Source organism: Bacillus sp. AFS059628, from assembly GCF_002571225.1.
Taxonomy (GTDB): domain Bacteria; phylum Bacillota; class Bacilli; order Bacillales; family Bacillaceae_G; genus Bacillus_A.
Map to the genome: position 1 here is coordinate 1 of NZ_NVEC01000070.1, position 13171 is coordinate 13171.

A 13171-nucleotide genomic window follows, 5' to 3' on the forward strand; every position below is an offset into this window, starting at 1 on the left:
ACGGCAATTCATCTCCACCTGAATTGTTGGGTTTCACCCGTAACACAAATCAGATGGAGTCTTCTTTCCTTTATTTTATATTTGATTAGTTTAAAGCAACTATTAAAATGAATAGAGAATATTCTGTCATGGTGGTAAAGTTAGAACAGGGCAGTTTCAGGGGGGCGGAACATATGATTTCTGAATTAAACAAGGATGATTTTTATAAATGTAATGGTTTAGTAAATGCAAAAGGTCAATTAGAAGTAAAGGCTGTAATTGCAGGAGTGAATCCTGGCCGTATATTCGTAGATAACATCTATTCTCCTAATTCAGGACTTATTTGGTTAGGGAATAACGATGGCTTCTTCTTTATTGGAGATGCTGAAAATGAAAAATTTAATAATGAAATGAATAGCTTTATTGATAATGTAATAATACCTGAGGCTAGAAAGGTTGGACTAACTAGCTTTGAAGGAATCGGTAATCATTCAAAGTGGAATAAAACAATCGAAAGGATATTTCAACAACGTAGTTTAAAGAGTTGGAATCAAAGAGTGTATACGCTAAAGGAAGAAGATTATGTGGGGAATCATGAACCTAAAATTGAACAAGGGTATATAGTGTTGAAAATGAGTAAAACTCTTTATGAGAATCAAAGAGATTCATTGAAAAATATTGAGTTTTTACAATCGAAAATTTTAGAGTTTTGGTCCTCAACGGATGAATTTTTTAACGAGGGAATAGGCTATTGTATAGTTTTTGACAACATGATTGTAAGTGTTTGTTTTTCGGGGTTCGTCTTTGACAATATACACTGTATAGATATTGAAACGATAGAAGGTCACCAAGGGAGAAAATTAGCTCAAACGATAGCTCATAGTTTCGTAAAAGAGTGTTTGGAGAATAATATCATTCCATATTGGGACTGCATGGAATTAAATAAGCCTTCTGTGGCCGTTGTAGAAAATGTAGGTTTTACAAATGTGTTTAATTATGTAGGCTATTATTTTCCTTTTGAGTAAATGAAGTGTATGTTACAAACCTATCATCGAGGGTTTTTACATGGAAGGAGAATAAGATGAAACAAATAATAAAAGACATATTAATAAATTATTTTAAAGAAATCCATACATTAGTAGTGGAAGAAGAACTACATAAGAATAGCTGGCATACAGATCTACACTATAAAATCATCGTAAATGGAAATCGGTATTCTGCACGGTTTATAAATAGCAATCGAACAATCAATCCGGCCTTTGGGACGTTATCAAATGAACAATTGAAAGAGCAAGTGCGGTTTACGTATTATTTACGAGAGCATGGAATTCCATTTATGCAGATTAAGGAGAATAAGGCGGGGGGTTCCTTTACATGTGTCACTTGGAATGAGGAACAGTACCGGTTTGTATTGTCTATTTGGATAGAAGGGGAACATGTTACTCATTGTACAGAAACGATGGCAGAAGTCTTTGGAAAGGAAGCAAGAAAAATACATGATATTTCTAGTGTGTTTCAAAGCTCGACTTTTCAAAAGAAATCTCATTTAGATGGATATGGTGAGTTTATTAAGCTATTAGAAAATAAGGGTTGTACAAGTAAGGAATTGAGAGGTTATATGGATTTCGCTAAGTACCATATAGAATGCGCGCATAAGAGTAATTTAGAGTTTATTGTACAAACTGATTTAAATCCTTTAAATGTCTTATGGGATTCAAATCAGTCTGTAAAAGGAATTGTAGATTTTGAATCGATTGGATATATTGATCGTATGGAAGGGCTAGCTTTTTTAATAAAGTGGTATTCCCGGACAGAAGGAATAGAGTCACATGTAGTATGTTCGGAAGTTGCTAGAGCATTTTTAGAAGGGTATAAAGCTAGCAACATTTTAACTCCAAATGATTATAAAAGACTTTCTTCGTTGCTGTGGTTATCAGGCAGTTTAAATTGGAATTTCGTTAAAAAGACGTTGAGCCTAATAGGTGACGAGAGTGAATTAGTAGAACATTTGAGAGTCTATAAAAGAAGAGGAGAAAGACTATCGTCATTGTTAATTTGTAGATAACATTTCTTTTCCTAATCTTGAATACGAAAAAGAAACCATATGAGGTGTTCAAAAAAATGAAAATACAAATTGTATTGTTTGACGGATTCGGAGAACTGGTCTCCTTTGCACCTTTTGAAGTATTGAAAAGAGCGATAGAAGAAGGGGCTCCATTTACGGTTGAACTCGTATTAAGTGAACCGAAACAAGAAGTTACTACTTCATTTGGAGTTACGGTGAAACTACATGATTTTTTGCGAATAGATAATCGCCCAGATTTGTTAATTGTACCTGGTGGAGGCTGGAATCATAAAGCTGAGCACGGGGCACGAAAGGAAGCTGAGCTTGGTACTTTGACTAAAATGATTAGAGAGATGCACAACGAAGGAACGATTGTTGCGGGAGTTTGTACTGGAGGTATGTTACTAGCTGCATCCGGTATATTAAATGATAAAAAGGCGACAATGCATCATTTGGCGCAGAGTGAAATGAGTGAATATGGAGCAGAGTTTCTTCCTTATAGAATTGTAGATCAAGGGAATGTTATTACCGCAAGAGGAGTTATTTCGGGAGTTGACTTAGGACTTTGGATCACGGAAAGGTTCGCAAGTCCAAAAATTGCAACTGCTGTTGAATATAGAATGGAATACGAGCGGCGGGGGGTTGTTTGGAATTGATTTGACCGTAATCATAGTTTTCTGCTGTAGAGTGTATTAAATATTTTAAAGGAGAAAGAGCTAACTCATATGAGCAGGCTCTTCATTTTCTATGTTTAATAATTAGGCTGAATATAACCTAATTTTATTCCACTTTATTCCCTTCGTAACATCTTCCAAAATGAGGGGAGTTCAACATAATGGACATAAACGTTGCTTATACATGTAAAGTAAGATGTCATAAAATGAATAAAGACTGCTAATTTTCGTGCACTGTGATTATGTAGAAATAGGGGAGATGACATGAAAGACAATACGTCTAAGAAAATTTTATTTATTCAATCAGGCATTCCTTTTTATTACCCAATGATCGAAGAAGCAATTTTGCATAGTTTACAAAAGGTAAACAGTAATACAATTATGGTGAACCCAGAACGAGCGATAAAAACCGCATTAAAAATGAAACCGGATTTTATTTTGGTACTCGGTGGTTTAAACGAGGGAATTATTAGTGTCATGCCAGTACTAAAGAGTGCGGGTTTTACTACTGGGCTTTGGCTGACAGATGATCCGTATTATACGGATGTAACACAACATCTTGTGCCGCACTATGATTACATATTTACGCAAGATTTAAATTGTATCAAGTTTTATAGAGGATTAGGATGTAAGAATGTGTTTCATCTTCCGTTAGCAGCAAATCAAGATGTGTTTAAACCTTCTCAGAAAGAAGATACATATAAGTATGATCTTAGTTTTATAGGTACAGCATTTGAAAATAGACTTACCTTTGTTGATTCCATTTCAGAATATTTGGCAGAAAAAAACACAAAAATTGTGGGGTTTGGTTGGGAGAAATTAAAAAATTATGAGAGATTAAAGGATAAAATACAACTCTTGCCACTTGCGAAGTATGAGGATGCGTTACAATTTTACGTATCGACTAAAATCAATATAAATTTACACCGTTCATCAAATGATCAGGAATTGAATTGTAATGCTGCAAATATCCAAGCCTATTCAGTAAATAATAGGACGTTTGAAATTAATGCCGTAGGTTCTTTTCAATTAACTGATATACGTCCGGATGTAGCAAAGCATTACATACCCGGTGTTGAAATAGAAACTTTTAATAGTGTACGGGAGTTTATACAAAAAGCGGAGTATTATTTGGAACATGTACAAGAAAGAAAACAAATAGCAAAAAATGGACTGGATAGAACTTTAAGAAGTCACACATATGATAAACGTATAGTACAATTATTAAACTATATTAATTTCATAGGTGTGAAGGTGTAGTCTAACTATTAACTTAAATGATCAGCGTTTCGTGCTTTCTAACTATCGTATTCTATAAACATTATTTGCGAAAAAGGGATTTGAATAAATTTATAGAATTTGTTTATTCTGAAAAAAAAATTTGCATGCAAACATTAGAGGAGATTAAAAATGAATCACTTTTTTGTAGAATTTGGTGAATATGAAGCAAGTGTTTGTGAATGGGGAGATGAAAGTAATCCTCAAATCATTTGTTTTCATGGTTTAGGAAGTACAAAATTAAGTTTTATACAGATACAGGGCACCTAATGCATTGGGATAGGCCAGAAGAGATTGCCGAGGATGTTTTAAATTGTTTCAAATAAAGAAGGTCCGTTGTTCGCATTTGAGCAACGGATTTTCTTTTGAAAAATTGAATGTAGTTGTCATAACCAGTTCCTTGTAAATAAAGATAATAAAGCTAGCTATAAGTCCAGAAAAGTTTTTGGAGAAAAGTAAGCCTAATGCTCAAAACTGGCTCAGGGTTCTTAATATAAATGTGTGTATTCAGCTTCAACCGCGAGATGTAGTAGACCTGTTATCATGAATAGTTTGTAAGTCTCCTAAATTGAAGTAACCAAGATTACGTAAACACAAATCGCCTGCTTCTATTGGATTAGGTTTCTTGCGAATTTTAAATTAAAGGTCTTATCCAAAGTTGAGAAAAATCCACATACCCAAAATATTTCATCTTAATATTCGTTAAATCTGATGAAAAAGGAATTTGACGTGTTTCATAGTATAAGAGAATCATAATGGTAAAATATATTTCAATTCTTGGCTCAACTGGCTCAATTGGTACGTCTGCATTAGATGTAGTCACTTCTCATCCAGAACATTTTAAAATTATTGGTTTAACAGCAAATCACAATATTGACCTTCTCGAACAACAAATACATACATTTCACCCTCGAATTGTAAGCGTAAGCACAAAAGATTTAGCAGATGCACTTCGGAAGCGAATTTCTACGGACACAAAAGTCACATATGGAACAGATGGATTAATTGAAGTTGCAACTTACCCTGATTCTAATCTTGTATTATCTTCAGTTGTCGGTGTCTCTGGTCTCCTTCCAACAATTGAAGCATTAAAAGCGAAAAAAGATATAGCAATTGCGAACAAAGAAACATTAGTTGCAGCAGGGCATATTGTGACAGATTTAGCGAAACGAAACGGCTGCCGCTTAATTCCAGTAGATAGTGAGCACTCTGCCATTTTTCAATGTTTAAATGGGGAAAATACTCAAGAAATTGAGAGGCTTATTGTTACTGCTTCAGGCGGTGCATTTCGAGATAAAACACGTGAGGAAATGGAAATCTTACAAGCTAAAGATGCCTTAAAGCATCCCAACTGGTTAATGGGAGCAAAACTAACCATTGATTCAGCTACATTAATGAACAAAGGCTTTGAAGTTATGGAAGCACGTTGGTTATTTGATATCCCGTATAAGAAAATTGATGTTTTAATTCATAAAGAGAGTGTTATTCATTCTTTAGTTGAATTTATAGACGGATCCATCATGGCACAGCTCGGTGCCCCTGACATGAGAATGCCGATTCAATATGCATTTCATTATCCAACTAGATTACAATCAAACTATAAAAAATTAAATCTACTAGAGATAGCTAGCCTACACTTTGAAAAACCAAATTTCAAAAAATTCCCTTGCTTACATTATGCGTATGAATCAGGGGAAATTGGTGGTACAACACCTGCTGTCTTGAATGCAGCAAATGAAATTGCAAATGCGCTATATTTACAAAATAAAATTTCATTTTTTGATATTGAAAAAACAATTTATTCTACTCTTGAAGCTCATCATAGCATTGCAAATCCAGATTTGGAAACAGTATTAGACGCCGATCATTGGGCTCGTGAATATGCAAACGAATTATTAATTAGAAAATGAAATACGAGCTAGAACAGAACTCGTCTTTTTTAGCTCTCCATTTTATGTGTTCTTTTGTTTTCATACCTTTACATTCACGGAATTGTAAAGGAATGTATTTAAGACATCGCATGCAGAAGGATTTATAGTAATTATTAGTTATGGTCATTGGGAAAGTTCTTTTTAATTAATATAAGCTATATACAGAATAAAGAAATCTAAAAAAACTGGAGGTAATTATGAAAACTTTCATATATATGGTTAGACACGGAGATTCACCAAAGTTTGGAAAAGAAACAACAAGAGGATTAACCGAAAAAGGGAAATTAGATGTTCAACGAATAACAGATATATTACAAGGTGAGGGAATCGACGTTGTTATCTCGAGTCCATACAATCGTTCAATTCTAACTGTTCAGCAGTTAGCGAAGCAAATAGGACAAGAAGTTTTCGTATTTGAAGACTTAAAAGAGAGAATTTTTATTGCTGAAGAGGAACGAATGTCGGATAAAGAATTATTTCCTTTGATAGAAAAGTCATTTTTAGACCCCGACTTTGCTTTAACGGGAGGGAGTGTTTTTGAACAGGATATCTTTAAAGCTATTTTTTAAATCAATCCTATTTCTTTTCATGTGCGGTATTGTTGTTTATTCTATATTTCAGATTATTTTTGTCTGGAGTGTTTCGACAGGATTAGGAAGGGATGATATAGTCGGATTTTCTGATAATAAGTATGTAATTGGACGTCCACCTGTTAGCTATAATTTATATAAAAAAGATAGTGGAAAAACTATATTAGATAATGTTATTGGTTATAAAAAGGGAAAAACTAAAAGCTATGTTCGAAATGAAGTTGAATTTGTAGTGATAGATGAGATAAAGGGTAGCTATGAACTGTATAAAATAGAAAACGCTTCAGAAAAGGAGATAGCATGGCTGAAAGAAATGAAGAAATTAGAATAATAGAGACTATCTGAAAGGTAAAGAAGCACACTTGTTATTGTTAGATCTAAAAAATGGTTTAGGCTGATAATGGAGTTTTATTTCATGAAAAGAGTCATTATTAAAATAAAGTATTAGGGGGGCAGTCTCATCGCCATCAAGCTAATATTTTGAAGCACCACCAAAACAAAAATTTTACCTCTCGACAGTTATATATGAGAATTAAGCTCATTTCTTCGTTTTGGGGTGAATCTATTTTCTTAAGTTGATGAGTATGCGTCTGTGCCCCATGTTAGAAAAACGATATTTAAATGCAAAGTTATCGTGCAAGCAAGAGCATTAAAGTTCTATCGCCAATTCTTTTTTTGCTATAATAGATGCGTGGCAGAAAATAGATAGAAAGAAACTGCTAGTAATTTATACTTAAAGTAGGGAGTTTGAACAGAGTTATGGGGACAGACAAAGAAATTAGTTCCGCTAAATTAATATGGAAGATGACGCGCCCGCATACATTAACGGCGACATTTTCTCCTGTAATTTTAGGGACAGTGGCATCACTTTATGTTGCCGAAATTGATTGGCTTTTATTTATTGCGATGATGGTTGCATGTTTAGCATTGCAAATAGCAACGAATTTATTTAACGAGTACTATGATTTCAAACGTGGATTAGATACCGCTGATTCTGTTGGGATTGGTGGGGGAATTGTCCGTCACGGATTGAAACCAAAAAATGTATTAACAGTTGCGCTTTTATTGTATGTAGTAGCAGCAATTATTGGAGTTTATATTTGTATGAATAGCAGTTGGTGGTTAGTCGTCATTGGTTTAATTGGGATGGCGGTTGGTTATTTATATACAGGTGGTCCATTACCAATTGCGTACACTCCATTTGGAGAATTAGTTTCTGGATTGTTAATGGGGACATGCTTTGTACTTATTGCTTTCTTTATTCAAACGAATACGATAACGACTGAAAGTGTATTAATTTCCATTCCAATTGGAATTTTAGTCGGTGCAATCAACATGTCAAATAACATCCGAGATATTGAAGAAGATATTAAAGGTGGAAGAAAGACATTAGTAATCCTCCTTGGGAGAGAAAAAGCAATAGTAACACTAGCTGTAGCCTTTTTCATTGCTTATTTATGGATCGCCGTAATTGTATTGATGGGTTATATAAGCCCTTGGGCATTAGTTATGTTCCTAGGTTTGAGAAAGCCAATCTCTGCCATTCAAAGTTTCCAAAAAGGAGCAAAGGATCCCGGATATATGCGCATCGCAATGAAATCAACAGCGATGACAAATACGATTTTTGGTTTCTTATTATCAGCAGGATTATTAATTAGTTATTTGTTTTAAATAAAAATATGATGAAATAAATTAACCCCAATTTCTCAATTTTAATATGGAGAGATTGGGGTTTTTATTTTTGTATTTCTTTAATAACGATTAAACTCTTTTATAAATCTACACTATTTAATAGTTTAGTTGAGATAAAGGTCAGGATGGTTAGAGGAATGATTTTTATATTTGTTTAAGTTTAGTACTTACTGTCATGTAGTATTCCTCCTTGTAAATGTACTTCAAAATATAGAGTGCCAATTTTGTTATCATCGTACGACTTTCAATGTTAGGGTTATGCGAATGAGAAATTTTATAGTTAATTATTCAAAGAAGGATTTTTTTAGCTAATAGATGCATGGAATAGTTTTGTCCCAATAACAAAAACTAACAGAAATAAAACGATAATATATAAAGGAGATTAAATATGCTGAAAAAGATAGGAAGAATTTTCCGAGTATTCCTCTTTTTATTTATCGGTGGATGTTTAGTTCTGTTTGTTTGGGGTGAAATTGACAGAACGATAGCCGAAAAAAATGAGGTATTTAGCCAGAATTCTAGTCAATACCCTATGCGTCAAAGTGATATTACTTTGTATACAGATGGGAAACAGTTAAACAATCAACTATTCTCAGATATAGAGAAAGCAAAGCATTACGTGCATGTTAACTTTTTTTCTATTGCTGATGATAAAGTAAGCCATCAGTTTCTAGAGTTATTACGGAAAAAAAGTCAAGAAGGTGTAGAAGTATACTATGCTTTGGACAGGTTAGGTGGAATTTTACTAAAGAAAAAGGAAAGAGAATTATTAGTTAAAAAAGGAGTTCATTTTACATATTACAATAAACCTGCTTTCCCTTATCTTTTTTCTTCTTTGGATCATCGGAATCATCGTCGTATTTCAGTTATTGATGGAAAGGTTGGTTACATTGGCGGATTCAACATCGGGAAGAAGTATTTAGGAGAAAAAGAAAAACTTGGTTATTGGAGAGATTATCATCTTCAAATACGAGGAGAAGGAGTTCAAGATTTAGAACGCCAATTTGTATTAGATTGGAAGAGAAACTCAGAGAAACCGATTCCGATACACAATGCGGTAAAAGAAAAGGGAGCAACCTCGCAACGATTTACTGCATATTATAGTGGAAAAAAACTTGGGCAAGATTATAAAATACTGTTTGAACAAGCAAAGGAATCCATTATTATATTAACACCTTATTTTATACCAAAAGACAAAACTATTTGGAACGCATTAGTAGATGCGAGAAAGAGGGGAGTCCGTGTCAAAATTCTATTCTCACCTCATTCGGATGCACTATTAGTTAAAGAAGCAGCATATCCATATATCCGAAAAGCATTAAAACAGGGTATGGAAGTATATGGTTATAAAAAAGGGGTGTTACACGGTAAAGTATTTTTGATTGATGAAAAAGTATTGATGGTTGGGACCGTGAATTTTGATTCACGCTCATTTCATTTAAATGAAGAAATGAACTGTTATATTCATGACCCTATCTATATTTCGAAAATAAAACCTGTGATTAATGCAGACTTACAAAATTCAAAGCAAGTAACATCCTCTGACGTCAATCAATTATCTATAAAAGAAAAAATAAAAGAAAAGGTTGCAAAAATGTTTGAGTATTATTTGTAAAGACAATGCATTTTTATACTTGGGTAACAGGGGTTATATGTTTAGTGGTTTTACGTATTCTCCATGGAATCAGCTGGGCAGTTGCTAAAAGGCTGTGATTGATGTATTCCATCATCTCGTCGTGGAGAAGCAATGGCATGGTTAGATCTTTGAGTAATAAAATCATTTTCATTCCATTATCTATTTCTTCTATGTACAGGATTAGCACTTGTTGCATTCATACTTGAACTTGGTACAAAAATACCATCAATTCAACATGCATCAAAAAAACGCTAAGTAAAAAATACAATAAGCTGCCCATATGGACAGCTTATTTACATAATTTTCGTTACAGGTAGTTCATTATTTATAAGTTAAACTCATTTATTTTTTACTCTCTTTACTTGACTTTGTTATAGAAGAAAAAGTATAAATTATAAGAGCTAACCAAATAAAGGTAAAAGCTATAAAATGAGCTTTTGTTAACGTTTCGTTATAAAGAAAAACACCGGCTATTAGTGACAGAGTTGGTGAAATATATTGGAGAATACCAAGCATAGATAATGAAACTTTTTTAGCACTCTTTGTAAATAATAAAAGTGGTAGAGCTGTTACTACGCCACTCCCCATTAATAATAAACTGGTTGAAACAGAATTGAAAAATTGTATTTGAGATTGAAACATCAAATAAGCCAAATATACCAACGCAATAGGCGAAATTACCATCGTTTCAAGTGTTAATCCAATGACTGAATCTGTTTTAATCATTTTTTTGGCTAAACCGTAAAATCCAAAGGTAAGCGCCAAACTAAGAGAAATCCAAGGAATCACACCATAATGGAACGTTAGTGTTAATACACCAATGCCTGCTAATATAAATGCAAGAATTTGAGAACCACTTAACTTTTCTTTTAATACAATTACACCGATTAACATACTTGTTAAAGGATTAATGTATTGACCAAGACTTGCTTCTAATATTTTCCCATTGAGCACTGCCCACATAAAGATGCCCCAGTTTGAACTAATCAGTACTGAAGCAATAAAAAGTGACCAAACTAATTTTGGATTTTTAACAATTTCTTTCATGAATTCAACATATGTAGACCATTTCTTCATGAAAAATAAAAGTACAAGCATAAAAATAAAGGACCAAAAAACTCATTGTGCTAGAATTTCTCCTGAAGATACGTGTTGAATAAGCTTCCAGTAAATTGGAGTAATACCCCACATAATATAAGAAAGTACTGCAAACACAATGCCATCTTTTTCATTATTTAATTTCATTCTGAGCCTTCTTCCTAAATATTTAAGTGTTAAATTACCTGGTTTGTTTTAAATAGCTATTAGTAGTAGGGAAAGTACTGGTGTAATCCATTTTATTACAAATCACGATTTTAACATCAATGATTGGTAAAGTAAAATGTTTTATTATCTTATGTTTTTAGTAGAAAAATACATATTGTATACATGTGGGGTTAACATAACGCCCTATTATCACTAGCAAGAAAAAAGCGAATCCCTACTCTCAAAAGAAATCCACTTTTTCTTTTTCTATAACTCTATTCATTTTTATACATTCCTATCCTGGCATGGTTTTTGGGTTACTGGATTAGCAGAAAAACTGTATAAAATCTAGTATACTCTTAGCCTGTTTTTTTCTGAAAAGCTGGCGGTACCCCATCGCCATCAACCTAAGAAAACAGGTCACCCCCAAAACGATAAATAGGCTTTTTTCAAAATAAAACCTAAAATTTCGTTTTGGGGGTGTTATAAAACTTTATCTTGATGGAAATGTGGTGGTACCTCTGGTTTTAAGTTAAAAAAATCCCCAGAAATAAACCTTTTATAAATATGATTATTGTATTTCGAGGGGTTCCTTATAAATCTTAGCTATATATTTTACAAAATCAATGACGGGATAGTGTATGAGTGAACGGTGCTGCGTAAAACGAACCCCTTCTTTTTCCATTTTTGAAATGAGTTGTTCAATTTCCAACTCTTTTTGTTGTATTTTATTATAATTTTGATATACAATGTTTTTCCATTGATAGGAAGAGCCGTGAAAATAACTCTCTCCTTTTACCCTGTGACTAAATATAATTTCTATTTTTTCTCTACGTTGTTTTTCCTTCATATGCGCTTCCGTTGACTGCATGTTTATCGCCTCTTCCCTTTTTTGTTGTATAACAAAATTTGGTCTAACTTACCATACATAGACAATGTACATTGTTCTAGTTGGGATTTGTCGTTTAAGGCTATCTCATCCACTTTATTTGGTTTTCAAGTGCTTAATCTAATATATTGGATTTACATCTAAATAAGTTTTTAGTGTGTATAAAACACTATCTATCTTTATTATAAAACGATTCTTTATAAGCATGCACCTTTTTACACTCACGAAGATTTATAACATGACGAGTATCTTCATCCATGAATGTTATTCTGTATTTACTGAGGTTAGTTTCTTTATTTAGGCTAACTAACATATTGTATGCCTCAGTATCTATTTTATAAAAAAGAAAATAGATGTAACGGTCCCCCTTTTAATAAAAAAATCCTATAAAAATATAGCGCTCTTAAAAAGTTTTGTTACAAATTTATTATGTTTGACTTTAAAAAAGGAACGTAATATTTATTTGTAGAAAATTTTAAGAGTAAAAATAGAATGACTATCTGTGATAAGAAATGGGGGGACTTTTATGCTAACAAATGATTTAGATTTCCGATTAGAACCACGTTTAAAAGAACTGTATGAACAACATAAAATAAGAGCGCAGAAGATAGACTGGGGTTATCATGAGTTTTTACCATGGGATAAGGGAATGGACTTTAAAAGAGTTCCTTGGGATGAAAGTCAAGTTACTCTTCCTTCTGGTGTAATTACAGCCATTGAAACAGCTTTATTAACAGAAGTGAATTTACCTTGGTTTACAACGTATTTATCTGCGACTTTTAAAGGGTCCCTTTCTGTTATTACAGACTTTATTCATACTTGGACCTCAGAAGAGGATCAACATTCGAATTTATTGGAGACATATTTACTACTCACTCGAAGTGTGAACCCTAAACGTATACATGAATTAAGAAAGTCAGTCCTTGAGGGTGGATTTGAGCCTGATTTTCATACACCAATCGAAGCCATGACGTATACGACGCTACAAGAACTTGCAACGATGGTGTTTTACAATAATGTCGCTAAGGTTGCAAATAAGCATGATCCAGATCTTGCTACATTATTACGCCGTCTTGCCAAAGATGAGACTCTTCATTATGCGTTTTATCGAGATGTCATTCGAACACATTTGGAATTAGAACCTAAGTATTGCTATCATATTGACAATGTGATTAGGAATTTTAAAATGCCA

At 33.2% G+C, this 13171-nt stretch carries 10 protein-coding genes and 4 pseudogenes; 12 read left to right on the forward strand and 2 right to left on the reverse strand.

Annotation, left to right across the window (positions count from 1 at the left end; translation table 11 throughout):
- Positions 1 to 173 precede the first annotated feature (173 nt).
- The 11 genes and pseudogenes from COL05_RS22915 to COL05_RS32220 form a co-directional block, all read left to right on the forward strand.
- A complete protein-coding gene (locus COL05_RS22915; protein WP_098670264.1) occupies positions 174 to 1004 on the forward strand; it encodes a GNAT family N-acetyltransferase in 831 nt (276 codons plus the stop codon).
- A gap of 56 nt (positions 1005 to 1060) precedes the next feature.
- The gene (locus tag COL05_RS22920) at positions 1061 to 2044 is read left to right on the forward strand and encodes a phosphotransferase (protein ID WP_142337626.1); all 984 of its coding nucleotides are present in this window, start codon (positions 1061 to 1063) and stop codon (positions 2042 to 2044) included.
- Between the two features lie 56 nt (positions 2045 to 2100).
- Complete coding sequence (locus COL05_RS22925) at positions 2101 to 2700, forward strand: DJ-1/PfpI family protein (protein ID WP_098670265.1); 600 nt, start codon at positions 2101 to 2103, stop codon at positions 2698 to 2700.
- A gap of 282 nt (positions 2701 to 2982) precedes the next feature.
- Positions 2983 to 3978, forward strand: a complete 996-nt coding sequence (locus tag COL05_RS22930; RefSeq protein WP_098670266.1) for a CgeB family protein — start codon at positions 2983 to 2985, stop codon at positions 3976 to 3978.
- Between the two features lie 150 nt (positions 3979 to 4128).
- Positions 4129 to 4254 (forward strand): annotated as a pseudogene (locus COL05_RS22935) (alpha/beta hydrolase); the annotation flags it as partial.
- Positions 4255 to 4751: 497 nt separating this feature from the next.
- Positions 4752 to 5906, forward strand: coding sequence for a 1-deoxy-D-xylulose-5-phosphate reductoisomerase (locus COL05_RS22945; protein ID WP_098670268.1), 1155 nt, complete (start codon positions 4752 to 4754; stop codon positions 5904 to 5906).
- A 218-nt stretch (positions 5907 to 6124) separates the two neighbouring features.
- Positions 6125 to 6457, forward strand: a pseudogene (locus COL05_RS22950) (histidine phosphatase family protein); the annotation flags it as partial.
- 7 nt (positions 6458 to 6464) lie between these two features.
- A complete protein-coding gene (locus COL05_RS22955) occupies positions 6465 to 6848 on the forward strand; it encodes a hypothetical protein (protein WP_098670269.1) in 384 nt (127 codons plus the stop codon).
- Positions 6849 to 7276: 428 nt separating this feature from the next.
- The gene (gene menA, locus COL05_RS22960; RefSeq protein ID WP_098670270.1) at positions 7277 to 8188 is read left to right on the forward strand and encodes a 1,4-dihydroxy-2-naphthoate polyprenyltransferase; all 912 of its coding nucleotides are present in this window, start codon (positions 7277 to 7279) and stop codon (positions 8186 to 8188) included.
- A 409-nt stretch (positions 8189 to 8597) separates the two neighbouring features.
- Positions 8598 to 9824 (forward strand): phospholipase D-like domain-containing protein, encoded by a 1227-nt coding sequence (locus COL05_RS22965; RefSeq protein WP_098670271.1) that lies wholly within the window; start codon positions 8598 to 8600, stop codon positions 9822 to 9824.
- Positions 9812 to 10094: pseudogene (locus COL05_RS32220) on the forward strand (MFS transporter); the annotation flags it as partial. The gene COL05_RS22965 and the pseudogene COL05_RS32220, both read left to right, overlap by 13 nt.
- Positions 10095 to 10187: 93 nt before the next feature.
- On the opposite strand, the pseudogene rarD reads toward COL05_RS32220, so the two are convergent.
- Positions 10188 to 11090: pseudogene (gene rarD, locus COL05_RS22975) on the reverse strand (EamA family transporter RarD).
- 571 nt (positions 11091 to 11661) lie between these two features.
- The gene (locus tag COL05_RS22980) at positions 11662 to 11961 is read right to left on the reverse strand and encodes a hypothetical protein (RefSeq protein WP_098670272.1); all 300 of its coding nucleotides are present in this window, start codon (positions 11959 to 11961) and stop codon (positions 11662 to 11664) included.
- Positions 11962 to 12505: 544 nt separating this feature from the next.
- On the opposite strand from COL05_RS22980, the gene COL05_RS22985 reads away from it, so the two are divergent.
- The coding region (locus tag COL05_RS22985; RefSeq protein ID WP_098670273.1) for an acyl-ACP desaturase at positions 12506 to 13171 on the forward strand (666 nt) is incomplete at its 3' end.